Below are 23,269 nucleotides of genomic sequence, written 5' to 3' on the forward strand. Positions count from 1 at the left end.
TTGAAAATTTACAATAAAAAGACTTCACGGTTGTAAACGTTAACATTCTTGAATTTTAAGGTTGGTAAAGTATGCTAGAAGTATAGATAAAAGGAGGAGTCAGCATGAGTGATTTATTTGAAGGCTTAAAAGCCAAATTAAGCGGACAGAATTTACGGATCGTGTTTCCAGAAGGCCTCGATGAACGGATTTTAGCAGCAGCTGGCAGATTGGCTGCAGACGGTGTATTAACACCTATTTTAGTAGGCAATATTGAACAAATCCAGGCGAAAGCAGCTGACATGGATGTATCTCTGGAAGCCGTTGAAATTTACGATCCCGTGAATTTCGCGATGATGGATGAGCTTGTGGCTGCATTTGTTGAGAGACGTAAAGGTAAAGCGACGGAAGAGCAAGCACGAAAAATCCTGCTTGATGAAAATTACTTCGGAACAATGCTCGTGTACTCAAACAAAGCAGACGGTCTTGTCAGCGGCGCAGCGCATTCTACTGCGGATACGGTAAGGCCTGCATTGCAGATCATCAAGACGAAGGAAGGCGTACGCAAGACTTCTGGTGTCTTCATAATGGTGCGAGAAGATGAGAAATATGTATTCGCTGACTGTGCGATCAACATCGCTCCGGACAGCCAGGACCTTGCGGAAATCGCGGTTGAGAGCGCGAAAACTGCAAGAATGTTCGACGTCGAGCCGCGAGTGGCAATGCTCAGCTTCTCGACAAAGGGTTCGGCCGTTTCTCCAGAGACCGAAAGAGTTTCAAAAGCAGTCGAAGAAGCAAAGCTTCGTGATCCGCTATTGGTTGTTGACGGAGAGTTCCAGTTCGACGCAGCATTCGTACCATCTGTTGCTGAAAAGAAAGCTCCGGATTCAGTGATCATGGGTAATGCGAATGTTTTCGTATTCCCAAGCCTTGAAGCAGGCAATATTGGTTATAAAATTGCTCAGCGCTTAGGCGGATTTGAAGCAGTAGGACCGATTTTGCAAGGCTTAAACCGCCCGGTTAACGACCTGTCCCGCGGCTGCAGCGAGGAAGATGTGTACAAGCTGGCGTTGATTACAGCAGCGCAGGCACTTAATAAATAAGATATTCCTTCATGCCGGTCGATTTTTTCGATCGGCATTTTTTAAGGATGGGGGATTAATAAATATAGTCCTGAAATTAAGCCCATGTTCCCCCTTATGCTATAATATCAACGGAAAGAAACAGAAAGAAAAGAGGAAATCACGATGGATGAGGCGCTCAATTTATTGCGTCAGGATAAATGGAGATTAATCGACCAATCGGTGCTCGGTGCACACTTTCATGCTCTTCAGTCGTTCGGGACTGATGATACATTATGTGAATCGGTCGGTACAGGCCAGTCGCCGGCTACCGCGCGAGCATGGGTGCACCATGATACAGTCGTGCTTGGAATCCAGGATACGAGGCTGCCCCATCTCCAGGAGGGTTTGAATTATCTTGAGGAGCAGGGCTACCAATATATTGTCCGTAATTCTGGCGGACTTGCCGTCGTGCTCGATGAAGGAGTCCTGAATCTATCACTTATCTTGCCTGAGAAGGAAAAAGGGATAGATATCAACCGTGGCTATGATGCTATGTGGTTATTGATCAAGGAAATGTTTGCTGGTTTTAATAAAAATATAGAGGCAAGGGAAATTTCGGCTTCATACTGTCCTGGAAGCTATGATTTGAGCATTGACGGGAAAAAGTTTGCCGGAATCTCACAGCGCCGCCTGAAAAAAGGGGTCGCCGTGCAGATTTATCTTTGTGTGACTGGGAGTGGCAGTCAGAGAGCTGAGTTGATCCGTGAGTTTTATACCCGCTCTAAAAAAGGGGAACTGACAAAATTCATCTATCCAGACGTCCAGCCAGAAGTCATGGCCTCGCTTTCCGAACTATTTGGAGTAGAAATGACGATTCAGGATGTGATGCTGCGGTTTTTGAAATTCCTGAACGCCAATAGCGATGAGCTGGTATCAGGATACCTGGACAGCCATGAGATTGAGCTGTTTGATCACTACTACAACCGGGTCATCGAGCGGAATGAGAAATTCCTTGAGCCACGGGAGTAGCCAGTTGGCTTCTGAAATCTATCACAATAAATAAAAGCCGGAAACCAATGTTTTCCGGCTTTTTGTAGGCTCTTTATGGAAACCTTTGTACTTTTTCAATCGAAAGTTACAAGTTTTAATGCTAGTCCCGATTCAAAAGTCTCCTAAGAGCTTAAGAGGGGGTTGTTGCCATGTTTCCTTCTCCAACTACCATCTATCTATTTAGCAACTATATTTCTATTCAGCCACTTTTTCAAGATTGCCGTTGCGGTCCATCTTGAACTTTGTTGCCGAACGTTCTTCTTCTTCAAACAGGGTGAGCTTTCGGGCACGGTTCATGATTTTCATCAGTGTTTCGTAATCTTCCTGCATCGTGTTCGTATTTTCTTCAAGCCTGTTAATTTTTCCTTGCAGTTCTTCGTTTTGGTTCCTTAAACTATTGATTTCGCGCTTCAATCTTTCATTCTCACTCTTATAAATATCTACCTGGAGCGATGACCCGCTTAGACTTTGCAAGTAAGCGATCACATGTCCCATGGTCATGCCGGTTGATGGAACAGTATGCCGGACTGGTGATGTCTGTGGCGTCTGGGTTACACTTGTTTGCGTCTCCTGGACAGGTATTTCCGCCATTTCGGCAGCTGCTTCAGTAGAGTAATCCTTTTGTTCCTGCTTTTTGTTCACTAAATCTTGCATTTCAGACATAAGTGCAGCGTCAATTTGCTTGTCGTCCTGTTCGAGCATTGACAGGTCGAAGGTTGGTTGAGCTTCTGGCTGTTCCACTGCCGGCAACGAACCTGTCAAACTTTCATCCAGCGTAGGCACCGGAGGATTGTAAAGCAGTTTCTTCTTGCCGCCTTGATCTTTTCCTAGGATTCTCTGTCTCTGTTTTCGCTGCTTTTTGGCAAGCTGTAATGCTTTTTCATAGTTATGCCTAACGACTGCGTTCCAACGGAATCCACAGGCGGCTGAAGTGCGGTCGAGCTTGTCGCCCACCTCTTCAAATGCGTTCAATTGTGTGCTGCCTTCCCTTACATGTCGCAGCACGGTTTCAGCTAGCAATAAATCATTTTCTTCCGTCCAGGCATCCTGGCGTGTCTTCATCCTTCTTCAACTCCCTTTTACTTTGATTAACTATAGAAACTTATAGTTCAATCTTGTCCGGAAATTGGAAAGCTTATACATCGTATAATGGAAGGATAGTAGATTTTTTGCGCAAAATACGTGTTTTTCATATAAATAGATAAGCAATAGGTCCCGTTCAACAGCTTGCATTCATTTTAAATAAGAGGTAAAATACGCTTTAGTCTAAAACGAAAAGCGGAGGCGCCTTCAGGCAAACATGCTCTAACAGAATTTCTGTAGGGAGAATGCTCATGACTTGAAAGGATGGCGCTGGAGCTTGACAGTATTTATAGAAAGGGTTGTCCTAAATGGCAAACGAATTTCGTGTTTGCGACGATTGTCAGGCCGTAAACCTTAAAACATTGATTCCAAAGCTGAAACAGCTGGATCCTGAAGCGACTGTCGACATCGGCTGCCAGTCTTATTGCGGACCAGGCAGGAAAAAAACATTCGCGTTCGTTAATAACCGGCCAGTTGCTGCACTGACTGAAGAAGAGCTGATGGAAAAAGTCCAGAAGAAACTTAAGTAAGGTTTTTTAATCTTTCATATAATGGCTTTAGTAAGCCTAAATAAATCCACCTTTAAACAACCGTTTAGAGGTGATTTTTTTTCCATGGAAACTTGCAAACTACAATCTTGTTTATAAATCCATGAAAGTTGGAATTAAAGGTAGTAGGAAAGATGGATATGCAATTTTTGTAAAAAAATGCAGAAAATCGAGATGAATTGACGAACGAAACAGGCTATAATAAAAACAAGCTAATCAGGAAGAAGGGGAACGATGGGATATTCGGAAGAAAAATTACTTGAAGAAAAAGTATTCAAAGATCCAGTACACCGCTATGTCCATGTCCGTGACCGGGTGATCTGGGATTTGATCGGCACGAAGGAGTTCCAGCGACTGAGAAGGATCAAGCAGCTCGGCACGACGTACCTAACCTTCCACGGAGCGGAACACAGCCGCTTCAATCATTCATTGGGCGTCTATGAAATCACGCGCCGGATTGTGGACAATGCGTTTGCTTCCCGTCCGGAATGGAATGAAGGAGAGCGACTGCTATCGTTATGTGCAGCCCTGCTTCATGACCTTGGCCATGGGCCGTTCTCACACTCATTCGAGAAGGTATTCGACCTTGACCATGAGGATTTCACAAGGGAAATCATCCTTGGCGATACAGAAGTGAATCAAGTGCTGTCGAGAGTGGCGCCGGACTTCCCGAAAAAAGTCGCTGAGGTCATTGAAAAAACGTATGAGAACAAGCTTGTTATCAGCCTGATTTCAAGCCAGATTGATGCTGACAGGATGGATTACCTGCAAAGGGATGCCTATTTTACCGGAGTCAGCTACGGACATTTTGATATGGAACGGATTTTGCGTGTGATGCGTCCGCGTGAGGATCAGGTTGTGATCAAGGAAAGCGGGATGCATGCTGTAGAGGATTACATAATGAGCCGCTATCAGATGTACTGGCAGGTTTATTTCCATCCAGTGACAAGGAGTGCCGAGGTCATTCTGACGAAAATCCTGCACCGTGCCAAACACCTTCATGAGCAAAACTACACCTTCAAACATAAACCGCATCATTTTTACTCAATATTTGAGGATCGTATGACACTGGAAGACTATTTAAAGCTGGATGAAGCCGTGTTCCTCTACTATTTCCAGATTTGGGAGGAAGAAGAGGACGAAATACTGAGCGACTTGTGCCGCCGCTTCAATAACCGCAATCTATTTAAATATGTCGAGTTCGACCCTGCCAAGGAATACAAGAAGCTGGCAAAGCTTTCCGTGTTATTCGAGCAAGCGGGACTGGACCCTGAATATTACCTGGTTGTCGATTCATCATCAGACCTGCCTTATGATTTTTACCGGCCAGGTGAAGAGGAAGAACGGCTTCCGATCCATCTGCTGAAGAAAAACGGAGAAATCCGCGAGCTATCGAGAGAGTCTGATATTGTCGATGCCATTTCAGGTAAAAGACGGACAGACCACAAACTATACTATCCTGGCGATTTCCTGGAGAAGGAAAAAGCACGCCCTGAAATCGAGCAGATTGCACAGATTCTTGAGCTGAACTTAGACAATGGGACCATTTGATACAGGAGTTGACGCGTTTTGTTAAAAGACCACGCTAAAATCATACATGCCATTTCAGTTTCCGGAGAGGTCATCGGCAGAAAAAAACTGCAAAAAATGATCTATATCGCAAAAAAGATGGAATTCCCTTTCCAGGAACGATTCCAGTTCCATTTTTACGGACCATATTCTGAAGAACTTACATTGCGGGTGGAAGAGCTTTGCAACATGGGCTTTTTGGACGAACTGAAGGAAAAGAAAGGCGGCTACTATCAGTACCGCTACACATTGACAGAAGCAGGCCAGGAATTCCTCGGTGAAAACAGCGTCGAGATGCCATGCCTTGGCGACTGCCTCACCGACATCAACGACCAGAATGCAAGATTCCTTGAACTCGTTTCAACTGTTTTGTATTTTGATAACTTGCCAGAAGCTGAGGTCCGTGAAAAAATCCAGGCCGTGAAAAAAAGCCAGAAATACACAGATGAAGAAATTGACGAAGCTTACGCGTATATCACGAGCTTGAAGACAAAGTCGCGGCAATTGTTGGCATAAGAAGACTTTTATTATGACTCGAGTATGGAACCTTTTATTGGGTTTTGTGCTCGATTTTTTTATGTAAATACCAGCTTGAAAAGAGAATTATGTGCGGTTAAATCGATTGAGAAGAGAATTATCGTCACATAAAAGAAAAAAGCCCAGAATCCTCTGAGCTTTTTGTCGTTCCTACTCGTCACTCAACCTCTTACCTGCAACCGCATAGTGGTTCTTCGCCATTTCCTCGATGAACACGACGACTTTCTCTTTAGGCGCGCCGGTTGTTACGCTGACAGCGTCTGTTACTTTTTCGACTAATGCCTTCTTCTGGTCTTCGCTTCGGCCTTCAATCATTTTTACTGTAACGTATGGCATGTGTATTGCCTCCTTGAAATGGTTGATATGTAAATCTAAATTGAGTTTTTCATAATTCGCTAAAATTCGCAAGTGCGGTGGAAGATTGTCTTTTTCACATTCATGAAAGAATGAGTTATACTTTAGAGAAAAGACAAAAAAGGGGAATGGAATGTGAGCTTACCCTATTCGTTAGAGGAAATTCCGTTTGTGGCTGCTGCGTTGATGATCGCTTTCGCAGTCCATGAATTCGCGCACGCCTGGGTTGCGTATAAGTTTGGCGACCCGACCGCCCAGAGACAGGGACGATTAACTTTGAATCCGATCAAGCACCTGGACCCGCTGGGAACCATCTTGATTTTCATCGCCGGATTCGGATGGGCAAGGCCGGTTCCGGTCAATCGTTTCATGTTCAAAAATCCAAAGCTTGCCGGAGTGCTCGTGTCTGTTGCCGGGCCGGTCAGCAATCTTATTTTAGTCTTCCTGGCATTTGCCATCTGGTACATATTTGTCACGCTTGGATTGGCGCCTGGGGTTCCGGATTTTTTCCTGGACTTCCTCAATATCTTTATCGGACTGAATGCGATGCTGTTCGTATTCAACCTGTTGCCGTTCCCGCCGCTTGATGGTTACCGAATCATCGAGGACCTGGCACCAGCGGACATCAGGGCGAAAATGACCCAGTATGAAGCATATGGATCGATCATTTTCTTGATCCTTGTCATCACGCCCCTTGACCAATACACAATCCAGCCGATTTTCTACTATTTGATTCCGGCTGTGACTGATGGAATATACAATCTATTTTTCTGATTCATTCTAAGGAGGTTTCCAACATGGAAGAAAAAAAGGGCAAAAATATTGGCTTCAATATTATAAAAAATGACCCGATGGACGGCCATAAGGGCTTCGGAAAAGGTGTTCTCACACTTGATAATGTCTCGCCGGTCATCATTGACGTGGATGCGGGAGAGGCAGCTGTAGAAGTTGGCGCGATGCACGCGCGCAGTGCTGTTGAGAAAGGGATCAAGTTTCTTCCTGACCGCAACGAAGTGCCTGATGCAAAGCCATATTGGGTTGTATGGGTGACGATTGACAGGAAGGAAGAAGGCCCTTACTATGCCGGTGTCACAGCCTGTGAAATGACGGTAAACCGAGAAATCCGCCGCGGCTATAAGTCGCTGCCAGAGCATGTGAACCGTCTTGATAAGTCTATCAAGCGCCATATCATTGTTGACCATATGGATGAAAAATCAAAACAAATTCTTTCTGATTTCCTGAAAAATCATGACCCAGGAATGTGGGAAAGATCTGAAGACAAGCTGAAGACGGATTTAATAGCCAATTAATATATTTGGATAATTTTCCTAATAATTTGTCTAAATTGTGACATTTAACAGCGAGTTACAATATCTGGCTTGCTCAAATTGAATAAAAAAAGTAAACTGATATCAGCGTAAAACACATTTTATGCTAGGACGAGAAAAACCCCGGGAGCTTGCTTCCGGGGTTTTTCTTTTGAAAAAGAAGAACTTTTTCTTATTATAGTGAGATAATTGTTGTTGACACAGTATGGTATAGAGGGTGCTCTACAACCCGAAAATCCGCTTGTACCAAGGCTTTTTTTCCTTTTCCTTCTTAGGCTTTTCTTCCTTATGCTCTTGATGATCCAAATGATCTGTACAGTATTCGGTAGGCTCTGTACCTGAAGCGAATAATGTCAGCCTTTTAACCGGACATCCGTCAGAAGCGAGTTTGCCACTGGCAGGGTCAACGTAGACGGCAACAGTACCTTTTGCTGCCTTGAATTTTTTAGCGGGCTCATTATCAAGTGCTTTTTCCATAAAATCCAGCCAGATATTCTTCGCATAGGATTTCTCTACTGTCAGTTCGATTGGCTTTCCTTTATCATAACCAGTCCATACTGCGGAAACGAGCTGCGGGGTATAGCCAATCATCCAGCTGTCCGTTTCGGTCGTTCCAGACTTAGCAGCGTACGGCCGTGTCATCTTTTTAATCAGCGTGCTTCCTGTCACAGAAGAATAGCCATTGAGCTTCTTATCAAAAATGCCTGTGAGCATATGGGTCATCACGGAGGCGAGTTCCGGCTTCAATACCTCAGCATTTTCAGCTTTATATTCGTATATTAATTCACCTTTATGGTTTTCGACCCTCTTAATCAGCACGGGATCTACTTTTTTGCCGCCATTCGCTAAAATACTGTAGGCATTGGCCATATCAATGACCCTGACACCGGAGGTTCCAAGGGCAAGTGATGGAACCTTGTCCATATCTGACTTGATTCCAAAACGCTTCGCCGTTTCAACGAGAGTTTCTTCCCCTAAGAACAAATGAGTTTTCACAGCGTATACATTATCCGACAACGCCAAAGCCTGCGCCATCGTAATGTCATCTTCCGCGTATTTATTGTTAAAATTGTGCGGCGTATATTCTGAACGTCCATCATCGAACATGAACGTTGTCAGCTGGCTTTTCATTGTCGACGATGGAGTAAAGCCATTTTCAAGTGCCGCATAATACAGGATTGGTTTCATTGTCGAACCTGGCTGCCTGACAGCCTGCACAGCGCGGTTGAATGGGCTCTCCTCATAATTTCTCCCGCCGACAAGTGCGACCACATGTCCATTCTTCGGATTCATCGCCACAAAACCTGCCTGGATTTCCGAATCGGATGCAATCATTTTGTTGATGGATTTTTCAGCGACTTCCTGTTGATTAAGATCAAGTGTCGTATAAACCCTCAATCCCCCAAGCGAAATGGTCCGGTCATCGAAATTCAATGAATTTCTGAGTGCATTCTGGACAGCGTCCTGGAAGTATGGAGCCTCTCCAATCCGGGAATGCTGGTGCTCACCGACAAGCTTCAGCTTTTCTATGTTCGCTTTCTGTGCGGCAAGCTCGGTGATATAACCGTTTGTCTTCATCGTATTTAAAATGGTTCGCTGACGCTGCTTTGCTTTTTCCATAGAAGCAAAAGGAGAGTAGATACTAGGACCTTTCGGGATTCCTGCCAGCATGGAAGCTTCCGCCAGGGATAAATTATTCGCGTCCTTGCCAAAATAATAACGGCTTGCTGCCTGGACCCCGTACGCACCATTGCCATAATAAATCGTATTCAGATAACCTTCTAGGATCTCATCCTTGGAATAATTCATCTCAAGGCGCAGAGTGTAAAGCGCTTCTGTCGCTTTGCGCTTCCACGTCTTGTCATGTTCGAGATAAAGGTTTCTGGCATACTGTTGGGTAATCGTGCTTGCACCCTGAACCTTGGCCATCGCCTTCAAGTCAGCAAGCGCAGCACCGGCAATACGCTTATAATCAAACCCATTGTGGGTAAAAAAGGTCTTATCCTCTATAGAAATCGTTGCATTAATTAAATGGGGTGAAATATCCTTAAGTGCCACCCAATAACGTTTCTGGCCGGAGTGACTCTCTCCAATCACCGTTCCATCATCTGAGAAAAACAAGGTCGATTGCGGCACAGCCAGCGGAGGCGGACCCTGGAGCTTCGCATAACCAATCAGAGAAAAGTAGAGTACAGTGGCCAAAGCAAGTCCTGCAAGCCCGAAAAAAATCAAAGCGCGCAAATATTTAATCGTCTTGCGAAACCGCTGGTCTGTCATCAGCTCCATAGTTCTTCCTCCTAAAAATAGATAGATATTATCAGTATGAAAAAAAACACTAAATTTTAAACATAGAATCAAAGTTAATTAAATTTTGCTTGCATTTTTGCTAGATTCAACTATACTTTTTCTGATGTTTGTATTTGTGATGTTGGGGAAACATAAAAAATAATAAGAAAGCGTCATGCTTGTACTATATAAATTTGGACAGTTCCACAGTCCATCACCTGAAATTCGCCGCATCATAACGGAAATTTTTTTGCCGAAAGGAAGGATATTAATGGGTCTTTGGTTTACAGAAAAACAAACTGAGAATTTTGGTATTACTATGAAAGTGAACAAGACGTTACATACAGAACAGACAGAATTCCAGAAGCTTGATATGGTGGAAACAGAAGAGTGGGGAAATATGCTTCTACTTGATGACATGGTCATGACATCTGTTAAAGATGAGTTCGTTTACCATGAGATGGTAGCGCATATTCCATTGTTCACTCACCCAAATCCTGAGCATGTACTAGTTGTTGGAGGCGGAGACGGTGGTGTTATCCGCGAAGTACTGAAGCACCCTAGCGTAAAAAAGGCTACTCTTGTTGATATCGATGGAAAGGTTATCGAGTATTCTAAAAAATACCTGCCAGAAATCGCAGGCAAGCTTGATGATCCTCGTGTTGATGTCCAGGTTGGAGACGGCTTCATGCATATCGCGGAAAGCGACAACCAGTATGATGTCATCATGGTTGACTCTACTGAACCAGTTGGACCGGCAGTAAACCTGTTCACAAAAGGTTTCTACGCTGGAATCTCAAAAGCATTGAAGGAAGACGGAATTTTCGTTGCGCAGTCTGACAACCCATGGTTCAAAGCCGATCTTATCCGCAATGTACAGAAGGATGTGAAGGAAATCTTCCCGATCACACGCCTTTATATTGCGAACATCCCAACATACCCAAGCGGAATGTGGGCATTCACACTTGGCTCAAAGAAGCACGATCCACTAGAAGTGAGCGAGGATCGCTTCCACGATATCGAAACAAAGTACTACACGAAAGAACTTCACAAAGCCGCTTTCGTATTGCCTAAATTCGTTGGCGACCTTGTAAAATAATTCGGATATTTATTAGGCTTCCCGGTCAATCCGGGGGCCGTTTTATTGTGAAAAAATTTGTTGAAAGAGGTGTTTGGAATGCGTTTTGATGAAGCATATTCAGGTAATGTGTTTATCGGCAGCCATTCTAATTTTGAAGAAAGCAAGGCAGTACTTTACGGCATGCCAATGGATTGGACAGTTAGCTACCGCCCGGGTTCACGTTTCGGCCCGACCCGTATACGTGAGGTATCAATCGGCCTTGAAGAGTACAGCCCGTACCTTGACCGCGAGATGGCAGACCTTAACTATTTCGATGCAGGAGATATCCCGCTCCCATTCGGCAATGCCCAGAAAAGCCTTGATTTGATCGAGGAATACGTGGACAAGCTTTTAGCTGAAGAGAAATTCCCGCTTGGAATGGGCGGTGAACACCTGGTGTCATGGCCTGTAATGAAGGCAGTCGCGAAAAAATATGAAGACCTTGCCATCATCCACTTCGATGCGCATACAGACCTGCGCGAGCACTATGAAGGCGAACCATTGTCGCATTCCACGCCAATTCGCAAGATTGCTGAGCACATTGGCCCGAAAAATGTCTACTCATTCGGAATCCGTTCTGGCATGAAGGAAGAATTCGAGTGGGCGAAGGAAGTGGGCATGCATATTTCCAAGTTTGAGGTTCTTGAGCCTCTAAAGGAAGTACTGCCTAAACTTGCTGGCCGACCGGTATATGTCACGATTGACATTGATGTCCTAGACCCGGCGCATGCACCTGGGACGGGAACAGTTGATGCAGGCGGAATCACGTCCAAGGAGTTGTTGGCGTCAATCCACGCAATCGCAAACTCTGGCGTGAACGTAGTTGGAGCAGACCTTGTAGAAGTAGCGCCAATCTACGATACATCCGAAATGACAGCAAACACAGCAAGCAAAATCATCCGTGAAATGATGCTTGGGTTTGTGAAATAAGTATTTTGAGCAATGCTCCCTTTTTAGGGGGCATTTTTTTGTGCCTTTTTTAAAACCAGAATAGTTAATATTGAAGAAGGAATATTCTGAATCATATAGAAAATATAATAATCATGTATGTAACTACTAAAAAGGAGGTAAAAAGATTGAAAACATTGGTTTCTTTTTTCAACCGCATTATGCAGCGGTACTTGCCTGATCCGTTTCTATTTGTCATCATCTTAACTTTTGTTGTATTTGGATTAGGCCTTATTTTTACCGACAGCGGTCCGTACCAGATGGTCCAGCATTGGGGCGGTGGTTTCTGGGGATTGCTGACGTTCTCGATGCAGATGGTGCTTGTGCTTGTGACAGGTCACGTTCTCGCGAGCAGCAATATTTTTAAAAGGGGCCTGGGATCTCTAGCTTCCCTTGCGAAATCTCCAGGGCAGGCGATTGTCATTGTCACAGTCGTATCCATGATTGCCAGCTTGATTAACTGGGGCTTTGGTTTGGTCATTGGAGCACTGTTTGCGAAGGAGCTAGCAAAAAAGGTTAAAAACGTGGATTATAGGCTGTTAATTGCAAGCGCTTACGCGGGGTTCATCGTATGGCATGGCGGTATTTCCGGTTCGATTCCGCTGACAATCGCGACGGAAGGCCATTTTTCGCAGGATTTGATTGGTATTATTCCGACAGACCAAACAATTTTTGCAGGCTTCAATCTTTTCATTATCCTAATCTTGCTTCTCGTATTGCCGGTTGTTAATCGCCTGATGATGCCATCAAAGGATCAAACGGTGACGGTCGACCCAGTATTGCTGGAAAATGACGTTCAGGCAGCAACAATCGAGCAGGGAGCAATGACGCCTGCCGAAAAGCTGGAAAACAGCCGGATTATCTCCTTGCTGATCGGCATTTTTGGACTTGTATTCTTATTTTACTATTTTGCTACAAACGGCTTTAAGCTGAATCTTGATATTGTCAACTTCCTGTTCTTGTTCCTCGGTATCCTGTTCCATGGCACGCCAAAGCGTTTCCTTGAGGCGGTCGTGAATGCGGTAAAAGGAGCGAGCGGAATCATCATCCAATTCCCTTTTTACGCGGGAATCATGGGGATGATGACAGCGTCTGGCCTGGCTGCAGTCATGTCAGAAGGATTCGTATCGATCTCGAATGAATTCACATTCCCATTCTTCGCCTTCCTGAGTGCTGGTTTGGTCAACTTCTTTGTTCCATCAGGCGGAGGACAGTGGGCGGTCCAGGCACCAGTCATGCTTGAAGCAGCCCAGACCCTTGGAGTATCCATCCCGAAAACAGCGATGGCCGTAGCGTGGGGCGACGCGTGGACCAACTTGATCCAGCCGTTCTGGGCATTGCCTGCACTGGCGATTGCCGGGCTTAAGGCAAAAGACATCATGGGGTACTGTGTGCTGACACTGATTGTTTCAGGTATCATCATTTCGGCAGGAATGCTGTTTTTCTAGGTTTAAAAAAAGAGGAGCGTCAAGCTTCTCTTTTTTAATTGGAAAAAATCGAGGATATTTTCCAGTTCGCGGAATTATACCTGGGTTTCGCGGAATTAAGGTGGAAATTCGAGGAATCTCACTTTCTTTCACGGAATAATCCAGGATTTTCGCGGAATCCTCAAGTTGAAAAAAAATCAGGCAGCAAAGTTAATTGTATTGAAGATAATGATGTTTTTTTGATGAGAAAACGTCATAATTTCAACTAAACATAAAAGCTGGATGGCAAACATGCCATCCAGCTCTTAAACTTACATCTTTTCAAATGTATCACAGATTGTTTCTCTTTCATTCACTGCCTGATGACCTGTATTGGCTACGACCATGATAGAGTCAGCCACACATTGATCGCCTTCTGCCCAGTATTTACAGTTTTCTACTTCGCATTTTACTTCGATTCTCATGTGGAGCACCTCCTTTAAAAGGTCTTGGTAATCAATACCCGATTTGGAGAGGGACAAACCCTATGAGTGTATCTCTAAATTCCTCAAATGATTCCTGCTACCTTGCACTTTCAAAGGAGAATATTTATACTTATAAAGTTATAATGAAGATAGAAAAGCGCTGGCGACTTGGTCATAATCGACAAAGCGCTGGAGCTGGACAAGAAAAGGGCGTGTTAACGGTGTCTAGTAAACCCGCTGATCAGATTCCTGTCAAGGTGACGGTAAAAACGGCGATTTACAGTGGCAAGGAGAAGGAAACTTTTGAATTGACCACTTTTGGCCGATACTATAAAAAGGCGAACAGCTCGTACCTCCAATATGATGAAGTGATGGAGGAAGGAGATGTCCATACGACGGTTAAAATATCAGGGGACGAAGTGCTGATTTTGCGCAGCGGCGCGATCAAGATGAGGCTTCATTTCCTGATGAATAAAAAAACTCCGGGCAATTATCAAACCCAATATGGGCTGCTGGAAACTTCGGCGCTCACAAAGCGACTTGATACTGATTTTAACGAGATAAAGCAGGAGGGCCATGTGGACTTGCTATATGATATGGCAATACAGGGCGCGAATGCAGGTACATATCATTTAATGATCAATTATAAGGAGGAAGGCAAATGAATATAGTTGAACAGGTTCAATTGAAGCTGAAGGAAGAAATCAAGCAGGCAATCATCAAAGCTGGTCTTGCTGAGGAAGCGCAAATTCCGGCTGTGATCCTTGAGACTCCTAAAGAAAAGGCGCACGGGGATTACTCTACGAATATGGCGATGCAGCTTGCGCGCGTTGCGAAGAAGGCACCTCGCCAGATTGCTGAGCAACTGATAGAGAACTTTGATAAAAGCAAGGCATCCATCGAGAAAATTGAAATCGCCGGTCCTGGCTTCATCAACTTTTACATGGATAACAGCTATTTGACGGACTTAATTCCTGCAATCCTCGAAGCAGGCGACAACTACGGGGAATCCAAAGTAGGAAATGGACAGAAGATCCAGATCGAGTTCGTATCTGCCAACCCGACTGGCGACCTTCACCTTGGCCATGCGCGAGGCGCAGCTGTAGGTGATTCATTGTGCAATGTGCTGGATAAGGCTGGCTACGACGTTTCCCGCGAATATTATATCAACGACGCTGGAAATCAGATTAACAACTTGGCACTTTCTGTTGAGGCGCGTTACTTCCAGGCGCTTGGCATGGACAAGCCGATGCCTGAGGATGGCTATCATGGTGCTGATATCATCGGTATTGGGAAAACCCTGGCTGAAGAGTTCGGCGATAAATATGTGAATGTTCCTGATCAGGAGCGCTTCGATGCTTTCCGTGAGTATGGCTTGAAATACGAAATGGAAAAGCTGAAGCAGGACCTTGAGAACTTCCGTGTTAAGTTCGACGTTTGGTACTCTGAAACTTCTCTGTATCAAAATGGGAAAATCGACGTGGCACTAGATGCACTGCGCGCCAACGGCCATATTTATGAAGAGGATGGAGCGACATGGTTCCGTTCGTCCGAGCTTGGCGATGACAAGGACCGCGTGCTGATCAAGCAGGATGGCTCTTACACGTACCTCCTTCCGGACATTGCCTACCATAAGGACAAGCTTGAGCGCGGCTTTGAAAAGCTGATCAACATCTGGGGAGCGGACCACCACGGCTACATCCCTCGTATGAAGGCGGCGATTGAGGCGCTTGGCTACGACCGTGAAGCTCTTGAAGTCGAAATCATCCAGCTTGTCCACCTGTACAAGAATGGCGAGAAGATGAAGATGAGCAAGCGTACAGGCAAGGCTGTTACCATGCGTGACCTGATTGATGAGGTAGGTCTTGATGCAGTTCGTTACTTCTTCGCGATGAGAAGCGCGGACACTCATATGGATTTCGACCTTGACCTTGCTGTATCCCAGTCCAATGAAAACCCAGTATTCTACGCCCAGTATGCGCACGCACGTATTAATAGCATCCTGCGTTCTGCTGCAGAGCAAGGTTTGATTTTTGACAGTGAGGCAGATTTCAAGCATATCCAATCCGAAAAGGAAATCGACCTGCTGAAAAAGCTTGGCGAGTTCCCGTTGGCTGTTGCCGAAGCAGCACAGAAGCGTATGCCGCACCGAATCTCTAACTACATTTTCGAATTGGCATCCGTATTCCACAGCTTCTACAACGCTGAGAAAGTATTGGATCTGGACAATAAAGAAAGAACAGTAGCCCGCCTGTCGCTTATTAAGACAGCGCAGATCACGCTGAAAAATGCACTTGCATTGATTGGGGTTTCTGCTCCGGAGAAGATGTGATTTGAAAGTATTGAGACCCAGCCGAAGATGGCTGGGTCTTTTTTAAAATTGGAAAAAATGAGCGGGATTTCCAATTAGCTATAAAAATTAGAATTTCGCTATAAAAAATAATGTTCGCTATAAAATTTTTGCTATTGAATCAATATTTTCGCTATAAAAATGATTATTCCGCTATAAATCAATTCTGGTTATAAAAACCAAAAAAAGCATCCTATTTATGTTTTCCACTCCAAAACAGCCCCGCCAATCCGTTTCACTCCTCGTATCTTAGCCAAATCCTCCACGAGCTTTAGCGCTGCCTTATCTTTCGCCTTCGCTTCGATCATGAAATCGACATCCTGGCCGATGCCTCGGAGGATTTCAATCAATGGCAGGATATATTCTGGGTCAACATAATCCGCGTGTGATCTATATGCTTTTTCAGATTTAGGTGAGGAGATATGGATTTTAGGCTTAAGCCCAGTCCGTTCCCAGGTTGCGAAGCCATCGGGGAGCAGTTTTTCCAAGGCCCCCTCATAAAGATTCGCCATGTGGTGGTGATAATCGAACATGAATGGGACATCTTCTTTTACACAAGCGGCAAGTGTTTCTTCTGCATTATAGGTTTTATCATCATTTTCAAGTGTAGTGATCTTTTTGATATGGGGTGGTAGCTTAGTGAAGTTTTCATGGAAGCGCAAAATTGTTTCTTCTTTGTTCCCATATGCCCCGCCAATATGGATGTTGATGATCGCTTCGTTTTCCAGTCCCATTGCTTCGAGCATGCCGTAATGGTATTCCATATCCAAAATCGCGTTTGCGGTTACTTCCTCCCTCGGGGAAGTAAACAAAGTGAACTGGTTCGGATGGAAACTTGTCCGCAGTTCATGCTTTTTAACCAATGCACCTATTTCCAGCCATTTATCACGAAACGGCGTGACATAATCCCACTTGACCTCCGGGTGGGTCGCAAGCGGCGCAATTGAGCTGGAAAAGCGATACAAAGGGATATCATGGGCGATATTGTAATGAATCATTCTTTCTGTATTCTCAAGGTTCTGGTAGGTCACAGAAAGCAGCTTTTCATGCCGCGCGTCTTTGGGCAGCTGTCCGTAACGAGCAAATGTAAGAGCCTTGGAGGGAGATGCGTCCCACAGGCTGATGGCGGTCGATACATAGCCCAACCGAATGATCATAGCGTCACTCCTTCGTTGCCTTGATGGCCGGCTCCTTTATAAAAAGTAGGATATTGTACTCGCGGCCTTTTCCTTCAGAGGCGAATGGGTGAAGTCATCCAAAGCAGCTTGCCTTGAGTTCAGGATGTCTTCTGCCAGGATCCGCTTAATTTTTTTAATAAAATCTACATCATAAATCAAGCAGTTCAATTCATAATTTAAGTACATGCTTCTTTTATCAAAATTGGCGGTGCCAATGTCACAAACCTCATCATCCACGAGCAGTACCTTGGAATGGTAAAAGCCTTTTAAAAACTGATACACTTCGACTCCATCCTTGATCAGAGTCCTTAAATAGGGGTATGATGCTTCTTTAACAAGGGCATGATCGGAAACGAGCGGGACAAGAACCGTAACCGAAATTCCTCTATGGACCGCCTCCCGCAATAAGTTGAATACCCTTTTGCTCGGTATGAAGTACGGTGTTCCGATGAAAATGGAGGTCTTTGCATTGCTAATCAGGTCTGACATCATTTCTTCTAGCAGGACACCTTCAGTAGGAACAAGCTGCTGTCGAATCTTACCTTTTGGAAGGGCAGGAAAATAGGCTTTGTTTTGCAGAAGGTTCACTTTTGCTGCTGCATGCCAATCCTCAAGGAATTCTGACTGCAAATCTCTGACCCCTTCACCCGTCATTTTCAGATGGTAATCGCGCCAAGGAGACAGTTTCGGATCATGATTGTTATATTCTTCGCCGATATTGTAGCCGCCGAGATAGGCAATCTTGCCGTCAATCACGGTGATCTTCCGGTGGTTCCGCACCTGAGATGAGTAAAATAAGAACGGCAATTTAGGCATTTGGGAATAGGCGAACTCAACTCCGGCAGCCTTCAGTGATTTGATTGTTTTGCGCTTCAGTCCGCTGCCTACCCAATCGACCATAAGGCGCACCTCAACCCCAGCATTCACCCGTTCTTTTAAAATCGAGAGAAACTCCTGGCTTATTTTATCATCCTGGACGATATAAAACAGAATATGAATGTGCTGTTTCGCTTTTTTTAATTCGGAAAAAAGGTCGTCGAACAGTGTAGGACCTTCGGCAAAAATGGCAAGGTTGCTCTCCCGGATTGGCAGCGAATTTGTTTTGGCACTGGCCAGATGCTTTTTCCTGCCAAGCATGAAGTCTGCATAGACCCACAGTATAAGCCCTGCTATTATTGCAATCAAAATCCATCCTATTTCCATAGCAATTCGGCTCCCTTAAAAGTATTTCTTTTATTTTTGCCGAAATTGCTTCATATATGTTAACTTCCTATAAAAGAGAAAGTGTAAACAATTTTCAGAAATGAAAGGAAATGAGTTGACTGAATGCTCATTCATTATATAATGGAGATAAAGGTATATTCAGAAAATTTGTTTGGTTAAAAATTTTCGTCCAAAAATCAGCATCGAAAGGGGTAAATGATTTTATGAACGGTTTGCTTTGGATCAATTTTATTGCGTTCTTGCTTGTAACCGCTTACGCAGTCAGCCTGTTCGTTTATGTGGTAAAGACAAGAATCGAATACATCAAGCTTGGCAAGAAATCTGAGTTTGATGATGATATCAAAGATCGCTGGAGAAGAATCCTTGTCCATGTATTTGGCCAAAAAAGGCTTTTGAAGGACAAAAAAAGCGGTGCTATCCACGTTATGTTTTTTTATGGATTCCTCCTTGTCCAGTTTGGGGCAATTGATTTTATTTGGAAGGGGATCAAGCCGGGCTCGCATTTGCCGCTAGGTCCGTTATATCCAGGCTTCACATTCTTTCAGGAACTCGTAACTCTTACCATTCTTGTAGCGGTAGTATGGGCTTTTTACCGCCGTTATGTTGAGAAGCTTGTCCGTTTGAAGCGCGGCTTTAAAAATGGACTTGTACTTCTGTTCATTGGCGGACTAATGCTTTCCGTATTGCTCGGAAACGGAATGAGCATGATCTGGCACGGCCATGAAGGAACTTGGACTGAACCGGTCGCATCTCTTATCGCGGCAGCATTCAGCGGAATTCCTGAGGCAGCTGCCATCACGGTTTTCTATATCGCATGGTGGATTCACTTGCTGTTCTTGCTGGCGTTCCTTGTGTACGTACCGCAGTCCAAGCATGCTCACTTGATCGCTGGACCAGCCAATGTTTACTTAACAAGGGTTGATTCACCAGGGAAGATTACAAAAATCGATTTTGAAGATGAAACACAGGAAACATTCGGTGCTGGAAAGATAACCGATTTCAATTATGAGCAAATGATCGACTTTTACGCATGTGTGGAATGTGGACGTTGTACGAATATGTGTCCGGCCACTGGCACAGGCAAAATGCTGTCGCCAATGGACTTGATCGTCAAGCTGCGTGACCATCTGACACTACATGGTGCCGCTGTTACATCGAAGCAGCCTTGGGTACCGACTTTCGCTTTTTCCAACACAAAGGGCAACCAAATCGCTTTAGCAGCAGCAGGCCAGGGTGCGAATGAAGCTGCAGCAGGCCTTGCATACAGTCCAAGCATGATCGGCGATATCATCACAGAAGAAGAAATCTGGGCATGTACAACTTGCCGTAACTGTGAAGACCAGTGTCCGGTTATGAACGAACACGTTGACAAAATCATCGACCTCCGTCGTTATCTAGTTTTGACTGAAGGCAAGATGGACGCTGACGCTCAGCGCGCGATGACGAATATCGAGCGCCAGGGCAACCCTTGGGGCTTGAACCGTAAGGAAAAAGAAAACTGGCGTGAGCTTCGCGACGATGTTGTCATTCCTACGGTAAAAGAAATGAAAAAGGCAGATGAAGAATTCGAATACTTATTCTGGGTTGGAGCCATGGGTGCATTTGACAACCGAAGCCAGAAGATCGCCCTTTCGTTTGCTAAGCTATTGAACGAAGCTGGCGTCAAGTTCGCGATTCTCGGAAACAAGGAAAAGAACTCCGGGGATACACCACGCCGCCTTGGTAACGAGTTCTTGTTCCAGGAGCTTGCAACAAAGAATATCGAAGAATTCGAGAAAAATGAAGTGAAGAAGATCGTGACGATCGACCCTCACGCATACAATATCTTTAAGAACGAATATCCTGATTTCGGCTTTGAAGGTGAGGTTTACCACCACACTGAACTTCTTGCGCAATTGGTGAAAGAAGGAAAGCTGGTACCGAAGCATGCAGTGAACGAAACGATCACTTTCCACGATTCCTGCTACCTTGGCCGCTATAACGAGGTGTATGACGCTCCGCGTGATATCCTCAAGGCGATTCCAGGAGTGGACCTTAAGGAAATGGAACGTAACCGTGATACAGCAATGTGCTGTGGTGCAGGCGGCGGCTTGATGTGGATGGAAGAAGAAACAGGACACAGGATCAATGTATCCCGTACAGAACAGGCACTTGCAGTGAACCCATCCGTCATCAGTTCCGGATGCCCATACTGCCTGACAATGCTGTCTGATGGGACGAAAGCGAAGGAAGTAGAAGAAAACGTCGATACACTTGACGTAGCAGAACTACTTGAAAAATCCGTTTTCGGAGAAATCAAACCGCTTGTTTCTTAATACAAATTAATACTCAAAACATGAATAGTAGAAGTTGACTCACAGTAAAAATTCGACATATGCCAGAATTTTTAGCAAAGTGTTTCAATTTCTACTATTTTTAAAGTAAAATGAATATTATGATAAAGCGCTTACATTATTCTTCAGCAAGAAACCACCTTAGAACCTCACATAAAAAAGAATACGCATATTTTTTTGAATCAGTTTCGAGCGAGCGTTCAGTCATTAAAGTCGTCTGTGTGCCAATTTATTTTTCATTTTCAAAAAATTAATAGATTGAAAGGGAGAGATGGCAATGGGAAAGACAGTCATTTTAGCAGGGGCAAGAACACCATTTGGCAAGCTTGGCGGAGCGTTGAGCGGATTTAATGCAAGCCAGCTTGGCGGAATCGCGCTGAAAGAGGCGATGGCACGCGCGGAAGTAAAGCCTGAGGAAATCGGCGAGGTCATTCTTGGCACTGTGCTTCAGGGAGGCCAGGGACAGCTCCCATCACGTCAGGCTGCAAGAGAAGCGGGAATCCCGTGGGAAGTAAAAACGGAAACAATCAATAAGGTTTGTGCATCAGGCATGCGCAGCCTGACGCTTGGTGATCAGATCATCCGCGCAGGAGACGAAGAAGTCATTGTAGCCGGCGGAATGGAGTCAATGAGCAACGCACCTTATATTCTTCCGAAAGCACGTTGGGGCTTCAGAATGGGCGATGGTCAGGTAAAAGATTTGATGATCCATGATGGATTAACTTGCAGCTTCAAAGGCGTCCATATGGGCACGTACGGTAATGAAGTGGCGAAGGAATACGAAATTAGCCGCGAAGAGCAGGATGAGTGGTCGTATCGCAGCCACCAAAGGGCGATTGAGGCGATTGAATCAGGAAAGCTTGCTGAGGAAATCGTTCCAGTTGAAGTGCCACAGCGGAAGGGCGACCCGATTTTGGTCCAGCATGATGAATCACCTAGGAAGGATACATCAGTTGAAAAGCTAGCAAAGTTAGGCCCGGTTTTCAACTCGGATGGCACGATTACTGCCGGTAACGCACCGGGCGTCAACGACGGCGCGGCGGCCCTCGTGCTGATGAGCGAAGAGCGCGCAAAGCGTGAAGGCAGGACACCACAGGCAGTCATCCTTGGGCATGCAGCCATCGCAACAGAAGCGAAGGACTTTCCGAAAACACCTGGTATTGTCATCAACGAACTGTTGAAGAAAACGGGCAAGTCACTAGCGGAAATTGATCTTTTTGAAATTAACGAAGCTTTTGCTGCAGTCGCTTTGACAAGTGGACGCATTGCGAACCTTGATCCAGAAAAGGTCAATGTGAACGGCGGTGCGGTTGCCCTTGGTCACCCTATCGGAGCCAGTGGGGCACGCATCATCCTTACTTTGATGCATGAACTGAAGCGCCGCGGCGGTGGGGTCGGCATTGCGGCGATCTGCTCGGGCGGCGGCCAGGGAGACGCTGTGATGATTGAGGTTCCGAAGCAATAAGAAAAATTGACGGGAGGGCCGGGATGCCTGCCCTCCGTTGAATTGATTTTATAGGAGGAAAACGAATGAGTGTAAAAACGATTATGGTAATTGGCGCAGGACAAATGGGTTCAGGTATCGCTCAGGTATGCGCGCAGGCAGGATACGATGTGTTTTTGAATGACCTTAAGCCAGAATTTGTTGAACGCGGTCTTTCTGGCATCAAGAAAAACCTTGGCCGTCAGGTAGACAAAGGGCGGATGACAGCTGAACAGCTTGATGAGGTCGTAGGTAGGATCACCTCTTCAACAGATTTGAATGACGCAAAGAATGCGGACCTTGTAATCGAAGCTGCAGTCGAGAACATGGACATAAAGACTAAAATCTTTGCCCAGCTTGATGAAATCGCACCTGAGCACGCGATCCTTGCTTCTAATACATCATCTTTACCAATCACTGAAATCGCTGCAGCAACAAAACGTCCGGAAAAAGTCATCGGCATGCACTTCATGAATCCGGTGCCGGTCATGAAGCTCGTTGAAATCATCCGCGGGCTGGCGACTGCTGATGAAGTCTATCAAACAATTGAAGACATCACTAAAACAGTGGAAAAAGTCCCTGTCGAAGTGAACGACTTCCCAGGCTTCGTTTCTAACCGCATCCTGATGCCGATGATCAATGAAGCGATCTACACATTGTACGAGGGAGTAGCAACGAAGGAAGCGATCGACGAAGTCATGAAGCTCGGCATGAACCACCCAATGGGACCGCTGACACTTGCAGACTTCATTGGCCTTGATACATGCCTCTACATCATGGAAACACTCCACGAAGGCTTTGGCGATGACAAATACCGCCCTTGCCCATTGTTAAGGAAATATGTAAAAGCAGGCTGGTTAGGCAAAAAATCAGGCCGTGGTTTCTACACTTACGAGTAATTATTTTTCGTGAATCCGTCCATACATAAATGATTGTCTGGACGT

21 protein-coding genes are annotated in these 23,269 nt (G+C 45.2%); 15 read left to right on the forward strand and 6 right to left on the reverse strand.

The features are described 5' to 3' along the window. The first annotated feature begins 104 nt into the window (after positions 1–104). Together pta and DYI25_RS13885 are read left to right on the forward strand one after the other, a co-directional pair. A complete protein-coding gene (pta, locus tag DYI25_RS13880; protein WP_213369891.1) occupies positions 105–1,082 on the forward strand; it encodes a phosphate acetyltransferase in 978 nt (325 codons plus the stop codon). A gap of 144 nt (positions 1,083–1,226) precedes the next feature. Beyond that, complete coding sequence (locus DYI25_RS13885) at positions 1,227–2,072, forward strand: lipoate--protein ligase family protein (RefSeq protein ID WP_213369893.1); 846 nt, start codon at positions 1,227–1,229, stop codon at positions 2,070–2,072. 216 nt (positions 2,073–2,288) lie between these two features. On the opposite strand, the gene DYI25_RS13890 is transcribed toward DYI25_RS13885, so the two are convergent. Beyond that, complete coding sequence (locus DYI25_RS13890; RefSeq protein ID WP_213369895.1) at positions 2,289–3,155, reverse strand: RsfA family transcriptional regulator; 867 nt, start codon at positions 3,153–3,155, stop codon at positions 2,289–2,291. 329 nt (positions 3,156–3,484) lie between these two features. On the opposite strand from DYI25_RS13890, the gene DYI25_RS13895 reads away from it, so the two are divergent. The 3 genes from DYI25_RS13895 to DYI25_RS13905 all read left to right on the forward strand — a co-directional run bounded on the left by DYI25_RS13895 (position 3,485) and on the right by DYI25_RS13905 (position 5,809). Further along, a complete protein-coding gene (locus DYI25_RS13895; protein ID WP_082904432.1) occupies positions 3,485–3,706 on the forward strand; it encodes a DUF1450 domain-containing protein in 222 nt (73 codons plus the stop codon). 252 nt (positions 3,707–3,958) lie between these two features. Continuing rightward, entirely contained in the window at positions 3,959–5,275 is a 1,317-nt protein-coding gene (locus DYI25_RS13900; RefSeq protein ID WP_213369897.1) for an HD domain-containing protein, read from the forward strand. Between the two features lie 18 nt (positions 5,276–5,293). Beyond that, complete coding sequence (locus DYI25_RS13905) at positions 5,294–5,809, forward strand: YwgA family protein (RefSeq protein ID WP_213369899.1); 516 nt, start codon at positions 5,294–5,296, stop codon at positions 5,807–5,809. A 171-nt stretch (positions 5,810–5,980) separates the two neighbouring features. Here the strand turns inward: DYI25_RS13905 and DYI25_RS13910 are convergent, their stop codons facing one another. Beyond that, positions 5,981–6,166, reverse strand: coding sequence for a 2-hydroxymuconate tautomerase (locus tag DYI25_RS13910; protein ID WP_213369901.1), 186 nt, complete (start codon positions 6,164–6,166; stop codon positions 5,981–5,983). Between the two features lie 204 nt (positions 6,167–6,370). Between DYI25_RS13910 and DYI25_RS13915 the strand changes: the two genes are divergently transcribed. Together DYI25_RS13915 and DYI25_RS13920 are read left to right on the forward strand one after the other, a co-directional pair. Then, positions 6,371–6,958, forward strand: a complete 588-nt coding sequence (locus DYI25_RS13915; protein ID WP_213371190.1) for a site-2 protease family protein — start codon at positions 6,371–6,373, stop codon at positions 6,956–6,958. Between the two features lie 23 nt (positions 6,959–6,981). Further along, the gene (locus DYI25_RS13920; protein WP_213369903.1) at positions 6,982–7,494 is read left to right on the forward strand and encodes a YwhD family protein; all 513 of its coding nucleotides are present in this window, start codon (positions 6,982–6,984) and stop codon (positions 7,492–7,494) included. 240 nt (positions 7,495–7,734) lie between these two features. Here DYI25_RS13920 and DYI25_RS13925 read toward each other — a convergent pair whose 3' ends face one another. After that, a complete protein-coding gene (locus DYI25_RS13925) occupies positions 7,735–9,798 on the reverse strand; it encodes a transglycosylase domain-containing protein (protein WP_213369906.1) in 2,064 nt (687 codons plus the stop codon). Between the two features lie 271 nt (positions 9,799–10,069). On the opposite strand from DYI25_RS13925, the gene speE reads away from it, so the two are divergent. The 3 genes from speE to DYI25_RS13940 all read left to right on the forward strand — a co-directional run bounded on the left by speE (position 10,070) and on the right by DYI25_RS13940 (position 13,314). Then, positions 10,070–10,897: a spermidine synthase gene (gene speE / locus DYI25_RS13930; protein WP_102264622.1), complete on the forward strand. Its 828-nt coding sequence runs from the start codon at positions 10,070–10,072 to the stop codon at positions 10,895–10,897. Between the two features lie 78 nt (positions 10,898–10,975). Beyond that, positions 10,976–11,848, forward strand: a complete 873-nt coding sequence (gene speB, locus DYI25_RS13935; RefSeq protein ID WP_213369909.1) for an agmatinase — start codon at positions 10,976–10,978, stop codon at positions 11,846–11,848. A 146-nt stretch (positions 11,849–11,994) separates the two neighbouring features. Further along, positions 11,995–13,314: a short-chain fatty acid transporter gene (locus DYI25_RS13940; protein WP_213369912.1), complete on the forward strand. Its 1,320-nt coding sequence runs from the start codon at positions 11,995–11,997 to the stop codon at positions 13,312–13,314. Between the two features lie 290 nt (positions 13,315–13,604). Here the strand turns inward: DYI25_RS13940 and DYI25_RS13945 are convergent, their stop codons facing one another. Further along, positions 13,605–13,757 carry a DUF1540 domain-containing protein gene (locus tag DYI25_RS13945; RefSeq protein WP_213369913.1) on the reverse strand — a complete coding sequence of 51 codons (153 nt, stop codon included), beginning with the start codon at positions 13,755–13,757 and terminating at the stop codon, positions 13,605–13,607. Between the two features lie 221 nt (positions 13,758–13,978). Between DYI25_RS13945 and DYI25_RS13950 the strand changes: the two genes are divergently transcribed. Together DYI25_RS13950 and argS are read left to right on the forward strand one after the other, a co-directional pair. Continuing rightward, entirely contained in the window at positions 13,979–14,422 is a 444-nt protein-coding gene (locus DYI25_RS13950) for a DUF1934 domain-containing protein (RefSeq protein WP_213369915.1), read from the forward strand. Continuing rightward, the gene (gene argS / locus DYI25_RS13955) at positions 14,419–16,089 is read left to right on the forward strand and encodes an arginine--tRNA ligase (protein ID WP_213369917.1); all 1,671 of its coding nucleotides are present in this window, start codon (positions 14,419–14,421) and stop codon (positions 16,087–16,089) included. The genes DYI25_RS13950 and argS overlap by 4 nt, the downstream gene beginning before the upstream one ends. A 215-nt stretch (positions 16,090–16,304) precedes the next feature. Here the strand turns inward: argS and uvsE are convergent, their stop codons facing one another. Continuing rightward, positions 16,305–17,264, reverse strand: a complete 960-nt coding sequence (gene uvsE, locus DYI25_RS13960) for a UV DNA damage repair endonuclease UvsE (RefSeq protein ID WP_213369919.1) — start codon at positions 17,262–17,264, stop codon at positions 16,305–16,307. Positions 17,265–17,300: 36 nt separating this feature from the next. Then, complete coding sequence (cls, locus tag DYI25_RS13965) at positions 17,301–18,488, reverse strand: cardiolipin synthase (RefSeq protein WP_213369922.1); 1,188 nt, start codon at positions 18,486–18,488, stop codon at positions 17,301–17,303. A gap of 224 nt (positions 18,489–18,712) precedes the next feature. Here cls and DYI25_RS13970 point away from each other — a divergent pair, with 224 nt between their 5' ends. The 3 genes from DYI25_RS13970 (at position 18,713) to DYI25_RS13980 (ending at position 23,224) form a co-directional block, all read left to right on the forward strand. Continuing rightward, on the forward strand, positions 18,713–20,824 hold the full coding sequence (locus tag DYI25_RS13970; RefSeq protein ID WP_213369924.1) for a heterodisulfide reductase-related iron-sulfur binding cluster: 2,112 nt from the start codon (positions 18,713–18,715) through the stop codon (positions 20,822–20,824). A 295-nt stretch (positions 20,825–21,119) separates the two neighbouring features. Beyond that, positions 21,120–22,307 carry an acetyl-CoA C-acetyltransferase gene (locus DYI25_RS13975; protein WP_213369926.1) on the forward strand — a complete coding sequence of 396 codons (1,188 nt, stop codon included), beginning with the start codon at positions 21,120–21,122 and terminating at the stop codon, positions 22,305–22,307. A 65-nt stretch (positions 22,308–22,372) separates the two neighbouring features. Continuing rightward, entirely contained in the window at positions 22,373–23,224 is an 852-nt protein-coding gene (locus DYI25_RS13980) for a 3-hydroxybutyryl-CoA dehydrogenase (RefSeq protein WP_213369929.1), read from the forward strand. Positions 23,225–23,269: the final 45 nt, after the last annotated feature.

Source organism: Mesobacillus boroniphilus, assembly GCF_018424685.1.
In the GTDB taxonomy this organism is placed as follows: Bacteria; Bacillota; Bacilli; order Bacillales; family Cytobacillaceae; genus Mesobacillus; species Mesobacillus boroniphilus_A.

Excerpts from the sequence above, each read along its gene's own strand:
- cls (WP_213369922.1), bottom strand. The coding sequence starts at position 18,488 with ATGGAAATAGGATGGATTTTGATTGCAATAATAGCAGGGCTTATACTG.
- DYI25_RS13900 (WP_213369897.1), top strand. The coding sequence starts at position 3,959 with ATGGGATATTCGGAAGAAAAATTACTTGAAGAAAAAGTATTCAAAGAT.
- DYI25_RS13895 (WP_082904432.1), top strand. The coding sequence starts at position 3,485 with ATGGCAAACGAATTTCGTGTTTGCGACGATTGTCAGGCCGTAAACCTT.
- DYI25_RS13890 (WP_213369895.1), bottom strand. The coding sequence starts at position 3,155 with ATGAAGACACGCCAGGATGCCTGGACGGAAGAAAATGATTTATTGCTA.
- DYI25_RS13915 (WP_213371190.1), top strand. The coding sequence starts at position 6,371 with ATGATCGCTTTCGCAGTCCATGAATTCGCGCACGCCTGGGTTGCGTAT.
- argS (WP_213369917.1), top strand. The coding sequence starts at position 14,419 with ATGAATATAGTTGAACAGGTTCAATTGAAGCTGAAGGAAGAAATCAAG.
- DYI25_RS13920 (WP_213369903.1), top strand. The coding sequence starts at position 6,982 with ATGGAAGAAAAAAAGGGCAAAAATATTGGCTTCAATATTATAAAAAAT.
- uvsE (WP_213369919.1), bottom strand. The coding sequence starts at position 17,264 with ATGATCATTCGGTTGGGCTATGTATCGACCGCCATCAGCCTGTGGGAC.
- DYI25_RS13945 (WP_213369913.1), bottom strand. The coding sequence starts at position 13,757 with ATGAGAATCGAAGTAAAATGCGAAGTAGAAAACTGTAAATACTGGGCA.
- DYI25_RS13970 (WP_213369924.1), top strand. The coding sequence starts at position 18,713 with ATGAACGGTTTGCTTTGGATCAATTTTATTGCGTTCTTGCTTGTAACC.
- speE (WP_102264622.1), top strand. The coding sequence starts at position 10,070 with ATGGGTCTTTGGTTTACAGAAAAACAAACTGAGAATTTTGGTATTACT.
- pta (WP_213369891.1), top strand. The coding sequence starts at position 105 with ATGAGTGATTTATTTGAAGGCTTAAAAGCCAAATTAAGCGGACAGAAT.
- DYI25_RS13975 (WP_213369926.1), top strand. The coding sequence starts at position 21,120 with ATGGGAAAGACAGTCATTTTAGCAGGGGCAAGAACACCATTTGGCAAG.
- DYI25_RS13980 (WP_213369929.1), top strand. The coding sequence starts at position 22,373 with ATGAGTGTAAAAACGATTATGGTAATTGGCGCAGGACAAATGGGTTCA.
- DYI25_RS13925 (WP_213369906.1), bottom strand. The coding sequence starts at position 9,798 with ATGGAGCTGATGACAGACCAGCGGTTTCGCAAGACGATTAAATATTTG.
- DYI25_RS13910 (WP_213369901.1), bottom strand. The coding sequence starts at position 6,166 with ATGCCATACGTTACAGTAAAAATGATTGAAGGCCGAAGCGAAGACCAG.
- DYI25_RS13885 (WP_213369893.1), top strand. The coding sequence starts at position 1,227 with ATGGATGAGGCGCTCAATTTATTGCGTCAGGATAAATGGAGATTAATC.
- speB (WP_213369909.1), top strand. The coding sequence starts at position 10,976 with ATGCGTTTTGATGAAGCATATTCAGGTAATGTGTTTATCGGCAGCCAT.